Origin of the sequence: Streptomyces sp. NPDC048297 (assembly GCF_043201585.1) — a bacterium.
GTDB lineage: Bacteria > Actinomycetota > Actinomycetes > Streptomycetales > Streptomycetaceae > Streptomyces.
In genome coordinates, this window is record NZ_JBICZA010000007.1 from 171,005 (window position 1) to 194,443 (window position 23,439).

Sequence of the window (23,439 nt, forward strand, 5' to 3'; positions counted from 1 at the left end):
CTGTGCTCATCCCCTTCCGGTCACGAGGTCGGCGCCGCCGAGCCCGAGCATGCCGAGGCTGCCGCCGCGGGCCAGGGCGGCGAGCCGCTCCTTCTGCGCGAGGTGCGCCATGTACAGATCGGCACCGCGATGCCCCGCCGGCAGGTCGCTGACGGTCAGGATCTTCATCCCGATGCTGAGCGAGGCCCGGATCGGATTCAGATTGACGTCGAACGCCGACTCGTTGACGGACAGCTCGGTCAGCCTGACCGGCATGACCCGCTTGCTCCCCCATGTGAACAGCGTCAACGGCATCTCGATCGGGCTGATCTCGATGGTGCCCTTCTTCGTCAGCTCGCTCGCCGCACGGAGCTGCGCGGTGGTCGGCTGCACGAGCATCTCGAGGGTGGCGAGCTGCGGGTGGATCCCGTCGGGCGCCGCGATCTCCAACTGGTCGGTCGCGTCGATCTCGGCGGTGAACTTCCAGGTCTCCTGCGCGGGCCCCTTGAGCCGGAGCGCCTCATTGCGGTCCCCGCCGCCTGTTCCACCACTGCCACCGTCGCCGCTGTCCCCGGCGGACTGGGGCGCGATGCTGCGTTCCAGGGTGTCGGGGTTGAACTGCAGCACGATGACCCGCTGGGGGGTGCCGCGCTCGGGGTCGACGACGACTATGCCGGAGCGGATGGGTTTGGGGATATCTGCGTAGCGGGTCACGTCTTCTCCGTTCGCCCCTTATTCGGATCGCAGAATTCGGTTGGCATATGCGATCTCTGCATCGACGTCGGCTTCAGTGGGCCGGTACCATGTGCCACCACCATGGGCTTCCAAGAGATCAATAATGGCGTCACTGATATCAATTCGAACGCATTCGATGCCCTTTTTTCCCACATGCGACCGGAACCTGTCCCTGGCCTGACTCCCGTGGAAGCGGTAGATTCGGCGATTCTGCCGGCCGCGCCACTCGTAGAGGTAGATCTCCATACCGAGCAGCTCGGTACACAGAGCCGCGGTCTCCTCCCGGTGGAATCCCTCATGGAATGAGCAGCCCATGATCTCCCCGAGGCGCTCGGCCAGGCGCTCCGGCGGCTCCAGGACATCGGAGCGAATGGAGAAATAGAGCATTCGCAGGGGTTTTTGCTCGATCTCAGGCATTTCTACGGGTGCTCCCAGCGCAATACGATGTCGGTCTTGTTCCTGATTTCACCGTCGTCCTTCAGGCGTCCCTCCAGGGCATCGGCCAGCCTTCCTCCGACAACCATTCCCTTCACCTCAAGATCGGCAAGGATGTCGCCAACGTTCTTCGGGAAGAACTTTTCACCGTCCACCTCGTTCGGGAACTGTCTCTTGATGAGGGGGTACACCCTCTTCCACTCCTCGGGGTGGACGACGAAGAGGTCCACGTCGAAATCATCCACATTGAAAGCCGTCCGCCCCTTGTGCGGACCACGCGTCCCCCATTTCAAGCTGCCCACGTACTCCAGCGGCTTTTTCTTGTAATCCTCCTTGCTGAGTACGCCGTCGATGATTCCCTTGATCGCCTTGTACTCACGCTCCCATATGATCTTTCCCTTTTCGACAAGAACCTTGTCGAAATCTTCCCTGCCGAAACCCTCGACACCCGTCCTTCTGGCCCACCCGCTGATCTTACCGTTCATCCCGCGGAGCTTCTCCAGCAAAACGGCCACCTTCGTTTCCACCTGGACCGCAGTTTCCCTGTCGGGCGCCCTGTGCTCCAGCGAACGACTGGGGAAGGCCATTTTGAAGGCCTTCTTGTAATCCCCTACACTGCCCTTCTGGAAACTGATGATGTCGTCGAGGATTTCTTCCTTGAATTGACTGCGCACCCTCTCGTTCTCGATCGAATTAATGTACGTCTTGACGTATTCCATATTGTTGTACGCTTGCGTGTACTGATCACCGAGCGGCATGAGGTTATTCGACGCCATACGGACATCGACATCATTTCCGACCGGCTTGAGGACCATCCTGTGCACTTCGCCGCTCATGGAGAACGCGGCCGTCACAGTCGGTGGGTTCTGTTGTTGCTTCTGATCCTCCCTGTCCTTCTCGTCCCTGTCCTTGCCGTCCTTCCCGGCGCGCCTGTCGGCGTTCTCCTTCTGCTGCTTCCTGTGCAGATCACGCAGATTTCTAATCTTCGCCAAGTACTTGTCCCGCAACGCCTTGGCACTGCGGGAAACCGCCCGGCCGACCTTGCTCTTCTTGAGCTTCCTGCCGAGTGTGCGCCCTGCGTTACGTGTCTTCTTGAGCGCTGACTTGACTGCCTGCCTGACTCGGTTGAGGGCACGCGCGGGAAGCGATTTGGCCGTCTTCGGCGTGGGCGACTTGCGGGCGGGAGCCTCGCTCTTGCCGGGCTCCTCCGTCTTCTTGTCCGGCTTGTTGCCCCCTTCTCTGTCGTTCGTGGTCTTCTCGGGCTTCTTTCCTGGCTCTGCGCCCTGCTCCGGCGCCTTCCGCGGGCCGGCGTCCGCGTCCGTGGCGGGCTTGTCGGTGGCGATGCGATCCGGCTTCTGGTCGCGTCCGGCGGCATCGGGGGTGGTCTCCCGTGTGGATCCGGGCAGGGGAGCCTGCTCACGCCGGTCCTCGGGGTCCCTCTGCTGCTGGGGGCGCTGATCGGGCCGCTCAGGTTTCGTCGCGCGCTGGTCCTCGCCGGTCGGCCGTTTGGGCTTGGGCCTGGTCTGCCCGGCGGGTTCGCGAAGCGCCTGGTTGGCCTTCCGTATCGCGCCGCGTGCACGGTTCACAGCTCCGCCGGCTGCTTTGCGTGCGCCCTGGCCCGTCTTCTTGAGGCCGTCCATGATCTTCTGGGCCATGCCCTTGAGGCGCTTGCCTACGCCCTTTGTCGCCGAAGACAGCTTCTGGAGGAGGAAGTTGGTGATGAAGTCCAGCAACGCCACCACGCCCGCGGCGACTGCTTCCGCGAACAGGCACGCCGCCGGGCCCGCCTTCACCGCCTTCAGGTAGGCCCAGAACTTCGAGAACGCTGACAGGATCGAGCTGACCGTCGACCAGGCTGCCATCAGGCCCTGGATGATCGTGAGGATCGCGCCCGCCGCCGGGACGATCATCGAGACGACCTTCTCGATGACCAGCGTCGCGATCATCATCGGGAGGGAGGCGATGATCGCGTCCCAGGCCATCTTGCCGATCTGTTTGATCGACACACAGCCCTTCACCAGGACGTCGATGACCGCCTTGCCGAGGCCGAGGATGCCCTCGACCTTCGTGTCGAACCACCCCTTGACCGCCACCTTGATGGCGCCCCACAGGTGGTCCGTGATGCCGGTCTTCGCCGCGGTGCCGGCCTTCGAGATCCAGCCGCCAGGGTCCGGCGCGATGTCCGCCACCAGCGCCGCGAACTTCCCCAGCGCCTCGATCGCCGCCTGCGCGAACGTGATCGCGCCCACGATGATCGCCTGGTAGGCCTTGATGACCGCCTTGACGCCCGCCTCCAGGACGTCGAGCAGTTTGTTCAGGCCTGCTGCCAGCGCGTCCAGCAGTGTGTCGACCGCCTTTTTCAGGCCGTCCGCCAGCTTGTCGACCGTTGCTATCGCCGCGTCCCGCAAGCCCTCGATCGCCTTGCGGAACTTGTCCCGCAACTCGGGGAACGCCGCCAGCAGCGTGTCGCCTATCGCTATCAGGACGTCCGCCAGCGCATCGATCGCCTTGACTGCCAGGTCCCGTACGAAGTCGATCGCCTGGTTGGCCCAGTCCTTGAACTTGTCGATGATCCCGTTGACGGCCTTGCGGGCGGCGTCGAAGACCGCGGTGACGGCGGCGAGCAGGCCCTTGAAGAAGTCGGCGACCTTGTCCGCGATCCAGCCGAGCAGGCCTCCGGAGGGCTTCTTCTCCTCCTTCTTCTTCCTGGCCTCCTTCTCGGCGTTCTCGCGCTCGGTGTCGATCGAGGCGTTGTCCTTGTCCTTGCGCTCGCCGACCTCCTTGTCCTTGTCGTCGCGGGCCTTGACGATCTCCTTGTTCTTCTTGCCGTGTTCGTCGTCGGACTGTTTGTCCGCGTCGCGGATCTTCTTGTCCTGCTCGCCCCGCCAGTCCTCGCGCTGCTTCTGCGTCTCCTGGGCGACCCGGCCCCGCTCGGCCGTCTGCTGCGAGGTGTTCCGCTCGACCTCGCTGTCGATCTCGGCCTGTTTGTTCTGTTTGGCCTGTTGCTCGCTCTGCTGGTGCTCCTTGTCCTTGGCGTCGAGGTCGCCCTGCGCCTTGCCGGCGCCACCGGTGATCTCGGTGCCCTTCTCCTGCTTGGCGACGGCGCCGACGCCGGCCTTCGGGGCGGGAGTGGCCTCCAGCGCACCCGCCTTGCCGCCGCCCGCGCCGCCGGAGGCCTTGCCCCGGAGCGTTTCCCGCGGCGCGTTCGGGAAGATCTGGTCCTCGCCGAGCGGCTTCGCCGCGTCCTCGCGGCCCGTCGTCTGCAGATCGGACTGCTTGTCCTTGAGCGCCTTTGCCTGGTCGTCGGTGCGGGTCGGGTCGCTGGCGCCCTCCAGCCGGATCTTGGGCGCCGGGCCGACGGTCTTGTTGTCGAGTTCGGGGTCGGTTGTCGGGACCGCGTCGGCCGCCGCCTCGACGTTCTTCGCCTCCGCCTCGCTGAGCCCCTTGTCGGGCACGGCGGGAGGCGGCGGCGGCGCCACGTCGTCGGTGGGCTGCTTGCCCTCCGCCTTGTCGCCGCCCTTGGCCTTCTGCTTGTCGCCCTGGCCCTCCGGGCCGATCCGCTCCACCTTGCCGGTGACCTGCGCGGCCTCGGGCGCGGCCTCGGGCGGCGCCGAACGCGTCTGCGGCGCCCCCGACGGACGTTCCCGCGTGGGCGGGGCCGCGTCGAGCCGCTTCTGCTCGTCGCCGATCTTCTTGTCCACGGCCTTGTCGACCCCTGGCATGGCGGCCGCCGCCTGGTCGGGCGCCAGCTTGCTCACGGTCTGTACGGCAGTCTTGGGGTCCTGCCCCGAGACGTCCGGCGGGTCCTGCTGCTTCTCCTCGGGTGCCGCCTCGCCGCCGCCCCCTCCACAACTCCCCTGCCCGCCCTCGTCCTTCTCCGGCGCGGGCGTGGGCGGCGCGCAGCCGCCGCCGTCCTTCTCCAACGACGCCTCGGGCCGGGGCGCGTCCGTCGCCGCGGTCTGGCCGGGCCCGTCGGACTGCTCGGCCGCCGGGCTCACCGCCGCTTGGCTGACGGACGGCGCGGCACCGGGCCCGGCGGCCGTCGTCGGCCCGGTCTTCTCGGCGGCACCCACGGGTCCGCGCGGCGCGGCGCCGGGCCCGCTCTCCTTGGGCACCCGGCTCTTGGCCTGCGGTGCCTCGCGCTCGGACCGGGGCGGTTCGGCACCGCGCCGGGCGGCGGGCGAGGGCGCACGGTCCTCGACGGGCGACGGGGCCGTATGAGATCCCGCGGGTTTGTGGGCGCCGGCCGGTGCGGGGGCCGGAGGCGTCGCGTCCGCGTCTTCGGTGGATCCTGGCACCTTCGCGGCCGGGCCCGGCGTCGCCTGACGTGCCGCAGGGTCGTCGGCGCGCTCGGCCGGCTGCTCTGCCGTACGCCGCTTCTCCTCGTCCCGGACGCCGACGGCCTCGGGCTCTTCCTCGTCGCCTTGGCTCTCTTCGCCCTTGGCCCCGGGCGCGTTCTTCTGCGCTCCGGCCTCAGAGGCGCCCTCGTCAGGGTTCTGCCGCTCCTCAGCCTCCGGCTCGGCCTGCTCCTTCTCCGACTGCTCCGGATCCTGGCCGACCTCCTGATCCGCCGGCTGTTCGGCCGGCATGTCGGCGATCGCGGGTTCCTCGGCACCCCGGTCCCTGGCAGGATGCCCCTGTTCGGCATCGGGGCTCGCCTCGTCCGCTTCGGGTTCCGCCCCGGGTGCGACGATCGCGAGCGCGCCTGCGACGGCCAGCGGTGACGCGTCTTCGGAGAAGACGATCTCGTCGACCGCCAGTTCGGCAGAGGTGGCGTGGTCCTGCTTGCCGTCGGAGCCGGGCCCCGCCCCCTCGCGTTCCTCGACCTCGCCGCCCACGACCTCCCGGTCGGCGCCCGCTTCCAGGCCGAGCGGCTGCTCCTCCTCACGGGGGTCGCGCTCGCTCTCGTCCTGCTCGTTCAACCCGTGCTCGGACAACGCCGAATCGGCCTGCTCGGCCCGCTCGTCCACCTTCTCCGGGCGTACGGGGCCGGGCTGGGCCCTCTGCTTCGGATCCGGCTCCTCGCGCTTCGAACCGGCGCCCGGCTGGGTCTGGTCGTCCCGCTGCTTGCGCTTGTCGGCGCCCGGCGCGCTCGCCTGCTGCGGGTCGGACTCCTCTCGTTCGCGCTGCTCCTTGCGCTCTTCCTTGGCCTGTTCGGTGCCCTCTTGCTGTCCCTGGGCTCGTTCGTCGCCGGCCTGGTCGGTACGCTCGCGGTCGCCGGCAGCCTGCTCGTCCTTCTGCTGCTGCTCTTCCCTGGCCCGCTGCCGGGAGGCGTTGCGCTCGTCCTCCTGCTCCGTGCGCTGAGCGGCGTCCTGTTCCTCGGTGGCGGCGTCCGCACTGGCCCGGCTGCGGTCGCTGCCGCTCTTGTCGTCGCGGGCCGTGGCGTCCCTCTGCTCCGTGCGGGAGTCGTCGGCACGATTGTCGGCCGAACCGTGGTCGGACTCCTGCTTCTTCTGCCACTGGGTGCGTTCGACACCGAGCTCCGCGAAGAGGTCGAGCTCGGGCAACGGAGCCTCGGCAGGCTGGAGTTCGACCGGACCGGGGCGAGCCTGATCGGCGATCTCCAGAAGACGATCGTACTCGGGTGTCAGCAGCCTGTTCTCCAGGCGGTCGACGACCGACTCCTCCAACTCCTCCGACATCCGGGCAAGTTGGAGCCGCACTCGGCCGGAGGCGTCGGTGGGGTCGCCGCGCAGGGAGCGCAGCACGTTGCCCGCGAGACGGTCCACGAGGGTCGCCGGGTCGATCGCCTCCGCGCGCTGCCGGTCGGCGTCGACGGTGGCGTAGCGCAGCCAGCCGGGTGTCGCCTGCCCCTCCTGCACCTCGGGGGCGGACTGTTCGCGCTCCGGGTGCACGAGATCCTGCGCCGCCGACTCCGCCTCCCGCTCGATCGCCTGCTGCGGCACACTCACCGCGCCCGGCTCACGCCCCGCCCGCAACGCCCCCAGTCCGTGCGGGTTCTGCACGGTGTGCAGCACCTCGTGGGCGAGGAGCCGGCGCCCCTCGTCGGTGCCCGGTGTGAAGGCGCCCTCGCGGAAGAGGATGTCGTGGCCGACAGCGACGGCGTCGGCGCCGAGGAGTTCGGTGAGCCGGGCGGCGTCGCGGCCGGTGTGAAGGCGTACCCGGCTGAGGTCGTGGCCGAGTTGTTCCTCCAGGTCGCGGCGGACACCGGGGTCGAGGGGCTGGCCGGCGCCGCTGACGACGTTCTTCGGTTCGGGGGCGCGGGACTTGGCGGCGCGCTCCTTGCGCTTGCGCCGGCGCTGTTCGGCGGACTGTTCGGCGCTCGCCTGCTGGGACTGGGTGCTCATGGGGTCACCTCCCCGTGGCCGCTGAGTCCTTCGTGCACGGCACGGGCCAGCTCCTGGCCCAGGCGGCGCGCGGACAGGCCGGCCGGCAGTGTCGCGAGGCCGCCGAGCGCGTCGACGCTCAGGGCCCCGTTCGCCGCCACGGGTACGCCGTGCAGCCGTACCAGCCGGGTCAGTTCGCGCTCGAACTCGGCGCGGACGCGCTGCGGGTCGCCCTTGAAGCCGTCGAGGACGAGTTCGCCGATCTCCACGCGGATCGCCGAGGGCTGCCTGCTCACACCCATCCGCGCACCTCCGCGGGGGTCAGGGAGCGCTCCAGCTTGAGGTACTCGGTGCGGGCCGCCGCGAGCATGTGCCGCATCTGCAGCCGGTCGCCCTCCTCGGCGGCGAGGAACGCCCCGGACAGCGCGATGTTGCGGATGGAGCCGCCGGCGACGGTGAGCCGGGCGAGGAGTGCGGGGTCGATGTCCTTGACCGGGGCCTGGGCGGGCAGTACGCGGCGCCAGATCTCGGCGCGCTCGTTCTCCGCCGGGAAGGGGAAGTCGACCACGAAGCGGATGCGCCGCAGGAACGCGGTGTCGAGGGCCTGCTTCATGTTGGTGGTGAGGACGGCGAGGCCACGGTAGGCCTCCATCCGCATGAGCAGGTAGCTGACCTCGAGGTTGGCGTACCGGTCGTGGCTGTCCTTGACCTCGCTGCGCTTGCCGAACAGGGCGTCGGCCTCGTCGAACAACAGGAGCGCGCCGCCGCGTTCGGCGGCGTCGAAGACCCGGCGGAGGTTCTTCTCGGTCTCGCCGATGTACTTGCTGACGACCTGGGAGAGGTCGACGACGAACAGGTCCAGGCCCAGTTCCTTCGCCATGACCTCGGCGGCGAGCGTCTTGCCGGTGCCGGAGCCGCCCGCGAACATCGCGGTGACGCCGAGGCCGCGGCGCAGGGTCGCGGCGAAGCCCCACTCCTGGTGAACGGTCGCCCGCTGCCGCACATGCGCGACGATCTCCCGCAGCACGGCCGTCTGCCGCTCGTGCAGGACGAGGTCGTCCCATCCGGCCTGCGGCTCGATCCGGCGGCCGAGTTCGTCCATGCCGATCCGTGCCTCGTCCAGGCCGGCCCGCCAGGCGAGTCCGGCGGGGTCCGACTCGTCCTCGTGGGGCAGCCGTCGGCGCACGGTGGCGGCGGCGGACCGTACGACATGGGGCGGCAGCTGGAACTGGGCGACCAGGGAGCGGAGTTCGGTGTCCCCCAGGTCGGTGACGTCCTCGAACGCCTGGGACCAGAGCGTGAGTTGTTCGTCGTCGTCGAGTTTCGGCACGGGCACGCGGACGCCGTGCGGGCGCCCGCTGCTCAGCGGGTCCTCGCCGGACACGACGACGGGTACGGCGGCTCCGGCGAGGAACGCCTCGGTCGCGGCCCGCTGGTCGCGGTCGAGTTCGCCGGCCTCCACCAGCAGCGCGGCGGGCAGCAGGATCGCCTCGCGCTGCCACAGCCGGGCCAGCCGGTCGCGTTCGGCCGGGTCGGTCGGCACGTCCTCGGCGCTCATCGTGTACAGGCCGAGGCCGCAGCGGGCGGCGGCTGCGGCGGCGATGTCGGCCCGGCTGCGCAGATCGCCGCCGGTCACCTCGACCAGCATCGGCGCGTCGGGGCTGCGACCGCCGTCCTCGGTCCAGCCCTCCGCGAGCCGGCTCGCGGCGAGGTCGTACGACGGCGGCAGCGTGTCCGGGGCCGGGGTGCGGCGCAGCTGACCGTGCAGCCGGGTGTCGAGGTAGGGCGAGTCCAGCAGGAAGTGGAGGACGCGTTCGTCCAGGCGCAGCCGGGACGTGGTCAGCCGGGTCTCGTCCTCCAGTTCCACGATGCGCCAGCGCCGTAGCGGTGCCACGGGGGTGAGGGCGCTCCAGTGCGGCCCGTCCAGGGCGGCGAGGGCGAGGGAGAAGGTGGGGTGGGCGCGCTGCGGGGCACCCGTGGCCGCGGCGCACCGGGCGCCGGTCGTGGGGTCGAGTTCGTCGGCGGCGGTGAGCAGGACGAGGTCACGCTCGAAGGGGGTGAGGCCGAAGCAGGTCACGAGGGCGTCGAGAGGGGCGGCGGTCTCGGGCGCCGGTACGACGGCGGTGTCGGGGCCCGTGGCCGGCGCTCCACCGGTCCCCTGGTCGGTGACGCGCGCCGCGTGGGCGTCGACGCGGGCGAGGACGCGCCGGATCCCGGCGGTCAGCGCCGTGCCGCCGTCGCCCGCCGTCGCCGTTCCCGGCCCGTGTGCGCCCATGTCCTCACCCGCCCCCGTCGACCTCGCGTCAGACCCCACGTCGCCTCACTTCTCCACGCCGTCGTCGCCGGTCCGCGGCGCGGATCCGGAGTCCGTGTCCTCGGCACGCCCCGGAGCGCTCTTCGGCGTCCTCTTCGCGGCGGCCCTGGTCGGCTGTGCCGTCCTGCGTGCACGGGCGGGTGCCTTGGCCGGGGTCTTGGCGACCGCCTTGGCGGGCGTCGTCGTCCTGGCGGGCGCCGTCTTCGCCGCCTTCCCGGAAGCGGGCTCGTCCTTGGCCGCGAGGTCGCCTGCCGGCTCCCGCTTCACGACGTCCTGTCCGGTCGTCCCGCCCGGTGTCCCGGAGGGGCTCTGCTCGGAGGGGCTCTGCTCGGAGGGGCTCTGCTCGGAGGGGCCCGTCCCGGAGGGACTCTGCTCGGACGGCCCCGGCGGGACCGGCGCCCCGGGTGCCCCGAACGGCAGCACCCGCACCTCGGGCCGTTCGACCGGCTTCGCCGGGACGGGCGTCTCCAGGCCGTCGATGAACACGAGGGAGGCCTGGTAGACCACGGACAGCGCGTACGGGGTCTGGTAGAGCATCCCCCACAGCTTCGACGTCTCGTCGACGTCCATGACCATCGGCGTGAAGCGCACCCGCTGTGCCGCCTCGGCAAGGTTGCTGCCCGCCAAGTAGGGGCGCTCACCGGCGAGTTCGATGACGTCCTTGGGCAGGACCGGTATCTCGTGCAGGGTGCGGACCACCGAGCCGATGAGCCGCTGGCCGACCAGTTCGGTCTCGTCGCCGTACGCGCTGATCACGTAGTGCAGGTCGAGCGCGGCGGCGGCCCGGCGCACCAGCGTGCCGTCGGGCGCGCGCGTGGGCAGGTCGTTGTTGCGCTGCGAGGTGTTGGGGGTGACCTGGTACAGGAAGACGGAGATGGTGGGGTCGGTGGGCGGCTCGGCGGGCGGCTTGCGCGGCTCCACCTTGACGGCCATGTCGATCTCGGGCTGGAGGTGGGACTCGATCAGCAGGGCGAGGGCCTGGCTGACATGGGCGATGGCGAGTGCGTTGCTCATGGCGTCAGTTCCCCGGTTCCCTTCGTACGACCACTCGTCCGGCCACTCGCGCGGCCTCGTGCCGTTCCGCTCCCGCCGCTGTCAAAGGCGTGTCCTGTCTCTCCCACCGCTGTCACTGCCGTGCTGCTCACTCGCGCCCCCGGGCCAGGTAGTCGGCCAGGCTGAGGGCCGCTCCGGGGCGGTCGGCGGGCCGCGCCGGCTGTCGTGCGCCGCCCCGTGCCGGGGTCCCTGCGGCCGTGACCTCCAGCCGTCCGATCTGTACCTGCACGACCTGTTCGGGTGCCCTCCCCGGCCGGCGTGCGGCGGCCTGTCGTACGGCGTCACGGGCCGCCGCCGTGTCCGCGGCGCTGGGCCTCGTCGCCGCGGACACGACGGTGGAGGAGGCGGTGTCCGTTCCCGGGTGGGTGGGTGCGGACGCCGCCACCCGGTCCGTGCCCGGCTCCGGGCCTCCCCGCCCGGACGTGCGCGGACCGGTCTGTGGCGCCGCGAACGGCCTCGGCGCGAGGGGCGCGACGGGGCGCAGCAGCGGTGCCTCGGGCAGCGGACGCGGGGCCGGGCGCGCCTGCGGTCCGGCGGGGGTCCGTTCCGTACGGACGACGGTCCGTTCGCGTTCCGTGTGGTGCCGCACCTCGGCCGCCGCCGGCCGGGGCAGGTCGCGCTCCGGTGCGGGTGCGGTCGTGGCGGTGGGCCACGGCGCGGAGTCGGCGGTGTCGGGGTCCGGGGTGCGGGCGCGGACGGCCTCGACGCGTTCGAACGGGCCGGGCAGCCGGGGCCGGACCCGGACCGTGTCCGGTGCCGGTGCGGCGTGCCGGGCGATCAGCCGGTCGAGGAAGTCGGGCTCCGCCTCGGGCGCCCGGGAGGAGGAGTCATACATCCGCACACAGCTCCAGGTAGTAGCGGCGGCGCAGCGGGCTGAGCGCCAGGATCTCCGGCTCGCTCCAGCCGTAGGCGGTGGCGAGCAGGTGGACGTCGAGGAGCAGGTCCCTGGCCCAGGCGTCCAGTTCGGTCCACAGGTAGGAGGCGATGTCGAGTTCGGCGCGGGTGCCCGTACCGCACTCGGGGCAGGCGATGGTGAGGGTCACGTCCGCGCCGGGGTCGGCGGCCTCGACGGCCTCGGCGATGCGCCGCCGCACCGGTACGGGGAGCGCGCCGGCCGGCTGGGCCGTGCCGTCGTGCTCGGCGGAGACCAGGCAGCGGGCGAGCAGCGCGGCACGCGGGTCGGCGGTCCGGGCCGCGCTCGTGAGGTCGGCGGCGGAGGGCAGCCGGAAGACGATCTCCCAGCCGCCCTCCGCCAGCCGCACGACCGGCGATTCGGGGGCGCTCAGTGTCCGGGCGAACTCCCCGGCGTCGAGCTCGAACTCCATGTCCGCGCCGCACGCCCGGCACTCCGTGCGTACCTGCATCCGCTCCCCGAACAGGGCGCGGCGCAGGGCGAACAGATCGGATTCCCGTTCGCCCAGCGGTACGGCCGTGATGCCGGCGTCGTCCGGGCGCGCCGTGCGGTGCAGCAGCAGGGCGCGCCCGGCGGGCGCCTCGGCGAGCCCCGCCTCCCAGGTGGCCAGCAGCCCGGCCGCCCCGGTGATCGCCATGTGTTTCCCCCTGTTCCCTCAACTCACTTCGGATCAGGCAGGGTTGAGGAAGGAGGGCTCTTCGGGCTCGGGCACCTCGTAGTCCCGCTCCCAGCCCTCGCACTCGAGCTTCAGCGACTGGATGGCCACCGCGTTGGCGTTGGCGTCCAGTTCGCCGAGGACCTGGTACTCGCTGGGCCAGGTCCGGTAGAGCTTGTGCGAGACGGCGACCTGTCCGGCCTCGTTGAGGACCTGAATGACGATGTCCTTGCGGAAGTCGGCGAGGGAGACCTCGGAGCCGAGGCCGGCGCCGACCTGCCAGACCTTGTTGGCCCAGCGGTCGAACTCGGGGTCGTGGGTGACCCCGCGCTCCAGCGTGATGCCCTCGAACTCGGAGCGGCCGGGCGACTTGCGCGGGGAGGAGGGGTCGCCGCCGTTGCGGTGCTTGACGACCTCGGTGGTCCGCTTCAGCGGACTGATCTTGCTGATGCCGGCGACCGTACGACCGTCCCACAGGACCAGGAACTTGAAGTTCTTGTACGGGTCGAAACGATGGGCGTTGACGGTGAACTCTGCCATCGGATTCCTTCAGCTCTCCAAGATTCCCGTGGGCCTACAGCTCGAACTGGCCGGACGTCTGCTGGATTTTGACGATCACGAACTCCGCCGGGCGGACCGGTGCGATGCCGACCAGGACGTTGACGATGCCGTTCTCGATGTCCTCGGCGGTCGTGGTGTCGCTGTCGCACTTGACGAAGTAGGCCTCGCGCGGGGTGCCGCCCTTGAAGGCGCCCTGCCGGAACAGCGTGTGCAGGTACGAGGAGGCGGTGAGGCGGATCTGCTGCCACAGGTTCTCGTCGTTGGGCTCGAACACCACCCACTGCAGGCCGCGTTGGAGGCTCTCCTCGATGTGCAGGGCGAGCCGGCGCACGGGCACGTACTTCCACTCGCTGTCGAGGGCGTCGGAGCCCTCCAGGGTGCGGGCGCCCCAGACGGTCGGGCCGGTCAGCGGGAAGGTGCGCAGGCAGTTGACGCCGAGTGGGTTCAGCAGTCCGCTCTCGCGGTCGGTGAGGCCGACGGTGAGCGAGTGGACCCCGGCGAGGCGTGCCTCGGTGCCGGCCGGCGCCTTCCACACGCCGCGCTCGGAGTCGGTGCGCGCGATCACGCCGGCGACCGCGCCGGAGGGCGGGAAGGCGCGCAGCCGCCCGGTGAGCGGGTCGGTGAGCTGCAGGTGCGGGAAGTACAGGCCCGCGTGGTTGCCGCGTACGGCGTCGAAGGCGGCGACGCCGGCGCGTGCCGAGTCCACGCTCACCCAGGTGCCGGGGGCGTCGACGAGGAGGAAGATCCGCCGCTCCTCGCACAGCCGCTGGGCGGCCGAGACGACGGTGACGGCGTCCTCGGTCTTCTCGTACGCCGCGAGTTCGGGCAGCACGAGGAGGTTGACGTCGGCGACGCCGCGCAGGGCCTGGATGCCGGTCTTGTCGGCCTCGGAGCCGATGAGGTCGCGCGGTCCGGGGGCCTCGCCGTCCTCGCCGCCCGCGAGCGGGAAGACCGGCGGGTTGACGGATGCCTCAAGACCCAGGTCGTTGGCGCACTCGCCGAGGAAGCGGACGACGTCCTCGGGGTCGGTGGAGCCGGCGACGACCTGGACGCGGCGGCCGAAGGGCGTGACCTCCACGCCCGCGAAGGCGTGCTTGCCCGGGGCGTCGGGCAGGGCGCGCAGCTTGCGTTCCAGCAGCAGCGCCAACTCGGCCACGGAGGACGGGGCTTCGCCGTCGCAGTCGGGCTCGTAGAGGGTGAACTCCCGCTCCACGTCACCGATCTTGACGGTGAGGTCGACGGCCAGGCCGGGCAGGCGGTGGCCGAAGGGCTTGGAGACGGTGCCGGACGGGTCGGGGCGGCCCTCGCCGACGACCTCGACACGGATCAGCCGGGAGCCGGCGTTGATGACCGTGGGCGCGTAGCGGTCGTCGGAGGCGTCCGTGGACAGGCCGGTGAAGCTTTCCCTGGCCTCGCCGCGGGCGTCGTAGACGCGCAGGTTGAAGGTGTCGTCGGGGCAGGGCGTGTCCTGGTCGACGGCCACGCGCAGTCCGTTGCCCCACGCGCCGGGTTCCTTGGCGTGCACCTGGAGGACATCGCTGTCACTGTGTCCCTCGGTGGACTTGAGGGTGACGCCGGCGGCCTTGCCGCTGCGGGCCTTGGTGACGCGGACGACGACGGCGACGGTGCCGCCGTTGCCGAAGAACTGGTGGACCGCGTAGCCCACGGCGCTGCGTGCGCTCAGCCCGCCGAAGCGGCGCTCGAACTCCGCGAAGCTGGTGACGCGTATCGGCTCGTTCAGCGGACCGCGCCGGGTGTGGCCCACGAAAGCGGTCACCGACGTGGTCAGGGTCGAGATCGTGCGGGTGCTGCTGGGAAGCTCTTCGACGTAGACGCCGGGGTACGTCGGCTTGGCGGCGTTCACCGCGCTCATCGGCTTTCCCCCTCCTAATCCCTGTCTCGGGGCACCGGGCGATGGCACCAAGAGAAAGACAGCGGAGGGACATGTTCCGTATCGGCGCGGCAAGCGTCCGCATGCCTGGCCGGCAGCGGTCGAGCGCACCGCATCAGTTCCCCCGTCGGCGCCCGGACGGTCGGTGTCCGGGTCAAGCAGTGCGCTTGCGACTCCTGATGCTCTAGTGCTCGCTCCACCTTGTTGGTCGGCGAGTTGGCCCAGCAAGGCCGCTTCCGGCCACGCCCGGGAAAGGTTCCGTGAACGCCCGTTCACAGGATTCGCACAGGGTGCCCGCGCGCCCCCGACGCAGATCCCACACCTCCCCCACAGCCCACCACGGCCTGCGCGGCGGCCCGCGGCCGGGCATGCGCGGCGACCTGGGACACAGCGCGCGACCCTCCTTCCGGGACGGCTCGTGGCTCCGCGAGGCCTCCTCGACTCGTGCACAAACCGTTGTGGCCGGTTCCGCCGGGGTGCGTGCCCGTCAGGGCATGAAGTCGTTGTCAGTGGCCTCGCCTAGAGTTCCCGTCACTTGATCACTGCGGTGCGGGGAGGCACGTATGGGGTGGGTGTCGGCCGGCGACTACGAGGTCGCTCTCGACGACGGGAAGGTGGTGTGCCGCAACGCGGCCGGGCGCCGGCTGAAGTCCGTGCCCCCGAAGATCGCCGACGACCCGGCGGTCGTGGGGCTCCGTCAGCTCACCGAGTGGCTGGAGCGGCACGAGCGGCAGTGCCTGGCCGATGTGGAGCGGTGGATGGTGCGCTCCCTGCCCGTGCCGCTCGGCGTCCTCACCCGCGTGTGGCCGGACGCCGCCTGGCAGGCGGCGCTGCGCGACCTCGTCGTCACCGGCGCCGACGGACAGGTCGCCGGCTTCCTGCGGGACGCCGACCCCGAGCGCGGTCTGGGCCTGGTCGACCTCGACGGCGACACCGTGCGCATCGCCCCCGGCCTGGTCCGTCTCCCGCACCCGGTCCTCCTCGACGACCTGGAGGAACTGCGCGAGTTCGCCGTCGAACTGGGCGTCGAGCAGCGCGCCCAGCAGCTCTTCCGCGAGGTGTGGCACCGCCCGGCCGGACTCGACGCCGAGGGCATGTCCGTCGACGAGTACGCGGGCGGCTCCTACAAGGAGTTGCGCTTCCTGCACGGCCGGGCCGCCCAACTCGGCTACCGCGTGCGCGGCGGGTACGCGGTGTGCTCCGTCCTGGAGGACGGCCGCGGTGTCGAGGCCCGCGTCTGGGTCGGCGACTACGACGGCTGGGACGAGACCGAGACCGGCCCGCTGGCGTGGACCGACCCCGCCGGACGGACGCTGAAGCTCGGTCAGATCGGGCCGGTCGCCTGGTCGGAAGGCATGCGCATGGCAGCCGCGCTGTACGCCGGGCGGGACATCCAGGACGAGGAGCAGGTGGCATGAGCACGGTGACCGAGTACGAGGAGACCGCTGTGCCGGGGGACGCCGGGACCGCCGTGACGGCGGAGGGCGAGACCACCGTGACGGGGGACGCCGGGACCGCTGTGACGAAAGATACCGAGACCACTGTGACGCCGGATGGCGAGACCACTGCGACGGCGGACGCCGGGACCGCACTGACGGGGGACGCCGGGATCGCCGTCGCCGGGTACGACGCGGCCACCCTGACCGCCCTGCTGGAGGCCGGAGCCGTCCTGCCGCCCGGCAGCACCGCGCGCGAGGACGCCGACCGCCTCACCGTCCGCACCTACACGCATCCCGCCCTGGACGAGCGCCGCATCGTGCGCCTGGTCCCGGGCACCCTGGGTGACGCCGAGGATCTGGCCCTTGAGTTCCTGGGCCTGGCCCGCGACCCGGAGACGCCCGAGGTCGGGCAGGTACGCAAGGAGACGCTGGGCTTCCCGGCCTGGGCGCTGGTCAACGACCCGGCGAACGGCCACCACGCCCTCGCCCTGGTCAAGGACGTCGAGCGGCTCGCCCGGCAGGCCAAGTCGAAGCCGGGCAACGCCAAGGACGGCTTCGAGGCGCTCGGCGAACGGCTCGGGCGCACCGTGCCGCACTTCCTGCCGACCTTCTACGAGCAGGCGGCCCGTGCCTTCCTCCAGCAGGAGAACACCACGTACGCCGCCGCCTTCTTCGGCAAGGCCCGCGAGGCGGAGCGGGTGCACGCGCTCACGGTGGACGAGGAGCGGCAGCGGGCCGTGTTCCTGGAGTTCGCCTTCGCCGGCGCGCTGACCGTCAAGGCCCTCAAGGAGCATGTGAAGGACCTCTCCCGGCGCCTCGACCCGGCCGCCGCGTGGGCGCAGTTCCGGCAGCTGACGGTGGAGCGCTGCGCCGCAGGCATGCCGCCGTACGCCTCGCTGCCGCAGGACGCGCGCGGGCTGATCAAGGCCGCGGGCCTGGACCGGGACACCGAGGAGTGCGCCCTGGTCGCCGATCTGATCGCCTCCCCGGCCGCCGTCCGCGCACCCGCGTCCTTCTGGAACTCCTACCGCTCGGTCCTGCGGCTCCTGTCCGGGCGTCAGCCGGCCGTCCGCGCCCGCCTGTTGGAGATCATGCCCGCCGGCCTCGGCCGGGACGTCGAGGACGACGAGTTCTGGCTCGCCCTGCTCGCCGACTGCGGCGCCGTACGGCTGCTGACCGACGCGCGGGCGGCCGGGGAGTACGGCATCGACCCCGCCGACTGGCTGAGCCGGTGGGCCGCGTTCCGCAAGCACGGCAGGTCCTTCTCGCTCCGCTCGGACGCCACCCTGACGCTCGTCGAGGCGATGGCCGAGGGGCTGCGCGCCGCCGGACGGCCCGTGGACCTGTTCACCGGGCGCTGGCACGCCGGCACGGACCTCGACCTGCTCGACCTGTGCGCGGCCGAGAACATCACCCTCACGGTGCCCGGCACGGACGCGAACGTGTATCTCCCGCTCACCGACTGGCTGAAGGACACCCGCGGCGGCGGGCGGGACCTGGCGGCCGTCGCCGCCGACCCGCGCTTTCGCCGGCTGCTGCACCTCGCGGTCGACACGGTCGGCAAGGACTCGCAGTCCGGGAAGCTGCTGAAGGACCTCGCCGACCACCCCGTGCTGTCGGGCGTGCTGCGCGAGTGGCTGGACCGGCGCGCCGAGGACTACACGCGCGCGAGCGGCCTGCCCGGAGCGCGTGCCGCGCTCGACCGGCTGCGTCCGTTCCGGATGATCGCCGGCGAGGCGGCCCCGGACGCCGTCACCCGGGTCGCCGGACACGCCGTGGCACCGCTGCTCGGCCGCACCCTGCGCACCGGCATCCTCGACGAACTGGGCTGGCCCGCCCTGGACGAGGCCCTGGCCCTGCTCGACGCGGAGACCCGCACGGGCGAGGACGACACGCTGCTGGTCGACGAGGCCTGGCCCGCGCTGATCCTGGCGCGCCGGCACAAGGCGGTCGTGGTCGGCCCCGATCAGGTGCTCCTCGTCCACGACCTGCGCCTGCCCCGGCAACCGGACCGCTGGAACCGCCCCCACTTCCGCTACGTGGACGGGGAACTGCTGGTGATGTGGCGGCAGGACGGCAAGCAGTACGGGTACTGGTCGGCCCGCCCCGCGGACGTCTTCGAACTCGGCGGCGAGCAGCTGCCCGCCTACTGGTCGGGCAACGACGTCGACACCCCCTCGATCCCGCTGCCCGGCGGCGGCCGGGCCACCGGCGGCCGCACCCTGCACGCCGGGGACACGGTGCTGCCGCCGAGCCGTGCCGTGATCGGCGACGGCACCTCGCTGTGGCGCCGGGGCAGGCAGGGCAGGCAGACGCTGTGGCTGGAGCACGACCCGGCCACCGGCACGCACGGCCGCGCCTCCCTGCCCGCCCTGCTGCGCGCCGGCGTCCACGAGGACGCCACCCTGCTGCCGGGCTGGTCCGAGGTGCTGCCGCTCCAACCGGGGCTCGAGAACAGCCCGTTCGGCACCGACGGCACCGTGCTGGGCCGCTGGGTGCGCGAGGAGGGCAACGGTGAGGAGGTCCGCCGCGTCGTCGGGATGCCCGACGGGCGTACCGTCCGCGTGCCCATCGCCCACGACGGCGGGTTCGGCGCGATTCCGCTCGGGGCGCTGCGGCTGCCGGGCGGCGCCGAGCCGGTCGTCGCGCAGTCGGGCGGCCAGATCGGACTGCTCGGCGTCGACGGCACCGATCAGGTCGGCGAGCTGGGCTGGGTGACACCCGGTGACCGCGGCAGCGAGTACGCCGCCGGCACCCGGTTCATGCCCCCGCTGCCCTTCTGGCACGCCCTGCGCCCCCGCGACGAGCGGGGCTCGGCCGTGCTGCGCGCGCTCACCGACGAACAGGCCGCCGAACTGCTGCGCGTCACGGCGCTCGCGCTGGCCGGACGGCAGGAGGAACTCGCCAGGGCCGGTGCGGACGAGGCCGCCAGGGCCGCCGTGCCGCCCGCCGAGCACGTCGCCCTGGGCGCCGTCGCCATGACGCTGACCGGGATCACCGACGCCCGGCTGCTGACCGGCGTCGCCGCGGTGGTCCGCGTGGCGCTGCGCGTCGTCGATTCGGCCACGGCGTTCGCGAACCCGCCCGCGGAGCGGCCACGGCAGCCGCGCAACCGCACCGAGGGCATGTTCGCCGACTACAGCCCGGAGCACGGCCACGACCGCGCCGTGCAGGACGCGCTGTCCGGGGTGATCGGGCTGCACGGCTGGTGGTACGGCGCGCAGTGGAACGTGCTGCGCCAGATCCGGGCCGTGGGCCACGTGCTGTCCGGCAAGCCCGCCGACGGCAAGCCGCTGCCGGGCCACGAACGGCTCGGCGCGCTGTCCGACGGCTGGATCGGCGAGGAGTACACGATCCCCGGGATCGGCATGGTGTGGCCGCCCTTCCTCGGCGCCGTGCGCGCGCTCGCGCTCCGGGCAGCGTCCCCCGCCCTCACCGAGGACCGGCGCCAGTCGCTGCTCCTGCTGTTCGGGGCGCTCACCGAGGGGCCGCTCCTCACCGGTGACGGCGTGCTCCGGCAGATCGTGCTGAGCGAGCCGTACGACCAGCAGCAGCGGACCGGGCAGGTCCTGCGCCGCGACGGCCGCACGGTGCTGGTCCTCGGCTCCCAGCGCATCGACAGCCAGCGCAACCAGGTGCACTGGCTGGCCCTGGACCACGACCCGTCCGGCGCGTTCGGCGCGGTCGCCCACTTCACCCTGGACGAGGAGGTCCGGCACGTACCGGCGATCTCCGCCGCGCATCTCGCCGCCGTGGCCCGGCTGATCCGGGAGAAGGGCGCCGCGCCCTGGCGGGCCGAGGCCCCGGAGGCGCTCGTGGCGGCCACGGGCGGCGGGCTCGGCCCGCTCCAGGCCGCCGCGCTGCTCGCCGGTCTGCCGGGCGACGCCGACGCCGCGGCACTGGCCGTCACCGGCCTGAAGCCCCGCCAGAACGAGGCCGCGATCGCCCGGGTGAACTCCCTCGGCGCGCGCGAGCGCAACGCTCTCCTGGGCGCCCTGCTGCCCGCGGACCCCGCCGGCCTGTGGACCCACGGACCCGACACGCAGGCCGCGGGCCGCGTCTGGGCCGAACACCTCGCCACGCTCGTCCGCATCCCCGAGGAGTTCGCCGCCGAGCTGGCGGGGACGGGCGCCGGCCACGCCGAGGACGTGCTCAACCCGTCGCGTACTTCCTGGCTCAGCCGCACCACGGTCGTGCGCCCCGACAAGGACGGCAACCTCGCCCCGCGGGATCCCGGCGCGGTGCCCGGCAGGCAGACGCTGTCGGCGGTCGTGAACAGCCTCGCCGCGCTGGCCTACGTCCTGCCCTACGGCCACTCCCTGCGCGCACACCTTCCCGCCGGACTGGCCGCCGTACGCCGCCGGATGACCGACCCGGAACTGCTGCTCGACCTCGGCGTCGACTGGACGGAGAAGGGCGCCTCCACGGCCGCGGCACTGCGCACGGCCTACGACCTGCCCGAGACCGGAGGGGCCGACGCGCACGGCATGACCCGGGTCGGCGAGGCGATGGTCCTGCACCCGTACCACCGCGAGTCGGAGACGGTCCGGATCCGCCCGGCCGCGCTCACCGGCCCCGAGGACCCGGTGTTCGGGCTGCTGGAGGGCCTGGTGGGCCCGGCGCGCGGCCAGGGCCTGGCCGCCCTGCGCACCCTGCTCGACGGCCCGCTGACCCGCACGGTCGAGGCCGGCACAGAGGCCCGTACCGACGGCGGCTCGGGCCACGCACAGGACCCGACCGTGAGCGTGCCCGCGCTCGTCGCACAGGTCGCGGCGGCGCACGGGCTGAGCGAGGACGCGGCGGCGCTCTACCTCCAGCTGCTCGCCCTGCCCGACCCGACGGACCGCAACTGCGCCCGCTGGACCGGCTGGAAGCCCGCCCGGACGAAGAAGGCACGCGCCGAACTGGCCGCGACGGACCTGGTGGTGGAGGCCAAGCGGCCACGTGCCGGCCGCACCCTGTTCCTGCCCTGCGGCTGGCACGACCTGAAGGCGCCCGCGCTGCCCGTCGAGACCTGGAAGGAGGGCCTCTACCCGATCGTCGGCCACCAGCGCGCCCTGCCCCTCCTTCCGGTGCCCGAGCTGTTCACCCGCGCCTGGGAGCGCGTGCGCGCGGGCGACGCCCCCGCCTACGAGGAACTGACCACCCGCGCGACACGCAAGGGACGACGCCGATGAGTTCCGCCTGGCCGGCGGGCGGACGCGGCGTGGCGTGGCGCGGGCGCGTGGACGCGGCGCGGCACCGGCGCGTGGACACTGCGTGGCGCCGGCGCGTGTTCGCATCGGAGGGTGGGATCCGAACGGTCTCGTGGGGCGGGTTCCGGCTGGTTTCGCGGGGTGGGTTCCAGTTGGCCTCGCGGGGGAAGCTCCGACCGAACTCACGGGGGAAGTTCCGACCCGCCTCGCGAGGCGGGTTCCGGCCGGCCTCGCGGAGCAAGTCCCGATCGGCCTCGTGGGGCAAGTTCCGGCTGGTTTCGCGGGGTGGGTTCCGGTCGGCCTCGCGGAGCAAGTCCCGACCGGTCCCGCGGCACGAGTCCCGGCTGGGCCCTCGGGGCAAGTTCCGACCGAACTCCCGGAGTCGAACCCGGCCGATTACACGGGGCCGAGCCCTGGCGGCACGGCCGCTGAGGTGAGCCCCGGCTCTGGCGCCGGGGCCCGCCCTGGCCGTAGCCCTGTCACCTGGGCCGGCCCTGGCTCGGCCGCCGGGACCAGCCAGGGCCCCGCCACCGCCGCACAACCGGTGGCCCGTCCCGTCACCACGAGACAACCGGTGCCCCATCCCGACACCACGACACAACCGGTGCCCCATCCCGACACCACGAGACAACCGGTGCCCCATCCCGACACCACGAGACAACCGGTGCCCCATCCCGACACCACGAGACAACCGGTGCCCCATCCCGACACCGCCGCACAACCGGCGGCGCAGGCCGCTGTTCCGCCTCCCGTTCGTCACACCGGGCCGACCCCGTCCCGTACCTCCGCGAAGGACTTCCGCCGATGACCGCCGCCGCCCTCGCTCCCGACACGACCCGTCAGGTCGTCCCGCCCGAGGACCTGTACGCCACCGAACTGGCCTTCCTCACCGCCTACGACAGCGGGCCGCGCCCGCCCGCCTGGCGGCTCACGCCCCGTGCCGTCGTCACGTTCGTCATGGGCAGCGCAGGCCAGGCGCTGCGGCTGCCCGAGGAGGCGGAGGCGGCGCAGGACGTACCGCGGCGCCTGGAGATCTCGGGCAAGTTCGTCGGCGACCGTGCCCTGGTGGAGCGGTGTGTCGTCACGCTCGCCGGTGAGCGGGGGCTGCTGCTCGTCGGCGAGCCCGGCACCGCCAAGTCGATGCTGTCCGAGCTGCTGTCGGCCGCCGTCTGCGGGACCAGTGGTCTGGTGGTGCAGGGTACGGCGGGCACGACCGAGGACCAGCTCAAGTACGGCTGGAACTACGCCCTGTTGCTCGCGCAGGGGCCCAGCCGCAAGGCGCTCGTGCCGTCGCCGGTGCTCACGGCGATGGCCCGGGGTGCGATCGCCCGGGTCGAGGAGGTCACCCGGTGCCTGCCCGAAGTGCAGGACTCCCTGGTGTCGTTGCTCTCCGAGCGGCGCATCGCCGTACCCGAACTCGCGGGCGGTGAGGACGCGTTGGCGCACGCGGCACCCGGCTTCAACCTCATCGCCACCGCCAACCTGCGCGACAGGGGCGTCTCCGAGATGTCCGCCGCGCTCAAGCGCCGCTTCAACTTCGAGACCGTGGGCCCCATTGCGGACCTCGACGCCGAGACCGCGCTGGTGCGCAGCCAGGCGCGGGCGTCGGTGGAGCGGGCCGGGGCGCCCTTCCACGTCGACGACGCCGTGCTGGAGGCACTGGTGACCGCGTTCCGGGACCTGCGCGAGGGGCGCTCCGCCGAGGGCTGGGAGGTGGAACGGCCGTCCACCGTGATGAGCACCGCGGAGGCCGTGTCCGTCGCGGGCGCGCTGGGGCTGGCCACGGCGTACTTCCCGGGGGACCGTGACGTCCTCGGTCTGCTCCCGGGGCATCTCCTCGGCGTCGTACGCAAGGACGACCCGGCCGACGCCGCCCGGCTGCGCGGCTACTGGGACGGTCCGGTACGGCGCCGGGCCGAGCAGGGCTCCGCCACCTGGCGCACCCTGTGGGACCTGCGCACGGTACTGGAGGGCTGAACCCC

13 protein-coding genes are annotated in these 23,439 nt (G+C 72.2%); 3 read left to right on the plus strand and 10 right to left on the minus strand.

The window, feature by feature from the left end:
• Positions 1 to 6 precede the first annotated feature (6 nt).
• The 10 genes from ACGFYV_RS10340 to ACGFYV_RS10385 form a co-directional block, all read right to left on the minus strand.
• Complete coding sequence (locus tag ACGFYV_RS10340) at positions 7 to 693, minus strand: hypothetical protein (RefSeq protein WP_393877932.1); 687 nt, start codon at positions 691 to 693, stop codon at positions 7 to 9.
• 18 nt (positions 694 to 711) lie between these two features.
• The gene (locus ACGFYV_RS10345; RefSeq protein WP_393877933.1) at positions 712 to 1,131 is read right to left on the minus strand and encodes a hypothetical protein; all 420 of its coding nucleotides are present in this window, start codon (positions 1,129 to 1,131) and stop codon (positions 712 to 714) included.
• Between the two features lie 2 nt (positions 1,132 to 1,133).
• Positions 1,134 to 7,457 (minus strand): DUF4157 domain-containing protein, encoded by a 6,324-nt coding sequence (locus tag ACGFYV_RS10350; RefSeq protein WP_393877934.1) that lies wholly within the window; start codon positions 7,455 to 7,457, stop codon positions 1,134 to 1,136.
• The gene (locus ACGFYV_RS10355; protein WP_393877935.1) at positions 7,454 to 7,738 is read right to left on the minus strand and encodes a hypothetical protein; all 285 of its coding nucleotides are present in this window, start codon (positions 7,736 to 7,738) and stop codon (positions 7,454 to 7,456) included. Before ACGFYV_RS10355 ends, ACGFYV_RS10350 begins: the two co-directional genes overlap by 4 nt.
• The gene (locus ACGFYV_RS10360; RefSeq protein ID WP_393877936.1) at positions 7,729 to 9,711 is read right to left on the minus strand and encodes an ATP-binding protein; all 1,983 of its coding nucleotides are present in this window, start codon (positions 9,709 to 9,711) and stop codon (positions 7,729 to 7,731) included. The genes ACGFYV_RS10355 and ACGFYV_RS10360 overlap by 10 nt, the downstream gene beginning before the upstream one ends.
• A gap of 45 nt (positions 9,712 to 9,756) precedes the next feature.
• Positions 9,757 to 10,764 (minus strand): Pvc16 family protein, encoded by a 1,008-nt coding sequence (locus ACGFYV_RS10365; RefSeq protein WP_393877937.1) that lies wholly within the window; start codon positions 10,762 to 10,764, stop codon positions 9,757 to 9,759.
• A 127-nt stretch (positions 10,765 to 10,891) separates the two neighbouring features.
• A complete protein-coding gene (locus ACGFYV_RS10370) occupies positions 10,892 to 11,638 on the minus strand; it encodes a hypothetical protein (RefSeq protein WP_393877938.1) in 747 nt (248 codons plus the stop codon).
• The gene (locus tag ACGFYV_RS10375; protein ID WP_393877939.1) at positions 11,631 to 12,353 is read right to left on the minus strand and encodes a hypothetical protein; all 723 of its coding nucleotides are present in this window, start codon (positions 12,351 to 12,353) and stop codon (positions 11,631 to 11,633) included. Before ACGFYV_RS10375 ends, ACGFYV_RS10370 begins: the two co-directional genes overlap by 8 nt.
• Positions 12,354 to 12,386: 33 nt before the next feature.
• On the minus strand, positions 12,387 to 12,911 hold the full coding sequence (locus ACGFYV_RS10380; protein ID WP_362685951.1) for a phage tail protein: 525 nt from the start codon (positions 12,909 to 12,911) through the stop codon (positions 12,387 to 12,389).
• Between the two features lie 34 nt (positions 12,912 to 12,945).
• Positions 12,946 to 14,805 (minus strand): phage tail sheath family protein, encoded by a 1,860-nt coding sequence (locus ACGFYV_RS10385; protein WP_393877940.1) that lies wholly within the window; start codon positions 14,803 to 14,805, stop codon positions 12,946 to 12,948.
• 581 nt (positions 14,806 to 15,386) lie between these two features.
• On the opposite strand from ACGFYV_RS10385, the gene ACGFYV_RS10390 reads away from it, so the two are divergent.
• From ACGFYV_RS10390 to ACGFYV_RS10400, 3 genes are all read left to right on the plus strand, one after another.
• Entirely contained in the window at positions 15,387 to 16,241 is an 855-nt protein-coding gene (locus tag ACGFYV_RS10390; protein WP_393877941.1) for a DUF4132 domain-containing protein, read from the plus strand.
• Complete coding sequence (locus ACGFYV_RS10395) at positions 16,238 to 21,439, plus strand: hypothetical protein (RefSeq protein WP_393877942.1); 5,202 nt, start codon at positions 16,238 to 16,240, stop codon at positions 21,437 to 21,439. Before ACGFYV_RS10390 ends, ACGFYV_RS10395 begins: the two co-directional genes overlap by 4 nt.
• Positions 21,440 to 22,261: 822 nt before the next feature.
• Positions 22,262 to 23,434 (plus strand): AAA family ATPase, encoded by a 1,173-nt coding sequence (locus tag ACGFYV_RS10400; RefSeq protein WP_393877943.1) that lies wholly within the window; start codon positions 22,262 to 22,264, stop codon positions 23,432 to 23,434.
• The last annotated feature ends 5 nt before the right edge of the window (positions 23,435 to 23,439 follow it).

Coding starts and splice junctions, on each gene's coding strand:
- ACGFYV_RS10400 (WP_393877943.1), top strand. CDS start 22,262: ATGACCGCCGCCGCCCTCGCTCCCGACACGACCCGTCAGGTCGTCCCG.
- ACGFYV_RS10375 (WP_393877939.1), bottom strand. CDS start 12,353: ATGGCGATCACCGGGGCGGCCGGGCTGCTGGCCACCTGGGAGGCGGGG.
- ACGFYV_RS10395 (WP_393877942.1), top strand. CDS start 16,238: ATGAGCACGGTGACCGAGTACGAGGAGACCGCTGTGCCGGGGGACGCC.
- ACGFYV_RS10365 (WP_393877937.1), bottom strand. CDS start 10,764: ATGAGCAACGCACTCGCCATCGCCCATGTCAGCCAGGCCCTCGCCCTG.
- ACGFYV_RS10355 (WP_393877935.1), bottom strand. CDS start 7,738: ATGGGTGTGAGCAGGCAGCCCTCGGCGATCCGCGTGGAGATCGGCGAA.
- ACGFYV_RS10345 (WP_393877933.1), bottom strand. CDS start 1,131: ATGCCTGAGATCGAGCAAAAACCCCTGCGAATGCTCTATTTCTCCATT.
- ACGFYV_RS10380 (WP_362685951.1), bottom strand. CDS start 12,911: ATGGCAGAGTTCACCGTCAACGCCCATCGTTTCGACCCGTACAAGAAC.
- ACGFYV_RS10385 (WP_393877940.1), bottom strand. CDS start 14,805: ATGAGCGCGGTGAACGCCGCCAAGCCGACGTACCCCGGCGTCTACGTC.
- ACGFYV_RS10350 (WP_393877934.1), bottom strand. CDS start 7,457: ATGAGCACCCAGTCCCAGCAGGCGAGCGCCGAACAGTCCGCCGAACAG.
- ACGFYV_RS10370 (WP_393877938.1), bottom strand. CDS start 11,638: ATGTATGACTCCTCCTCCCGGGCGCCCGAGGCGGAGCCCGACTTCCTC.
- ACGFYV_RS10390 (WP_393877941.1), top strand. CDS start 15,387: ATGGGGTGGGTGTCGGCCGGCGACTACGAGGTCGCTCTCGACGACGGG.
- ACGFYV_RS10360 (WP_393877936.1), bottom strand. CDS start 9,711: ATGGGCGCACACGGGCCGGGAACGGCGACGGCGGGCGACGGCGGCACG.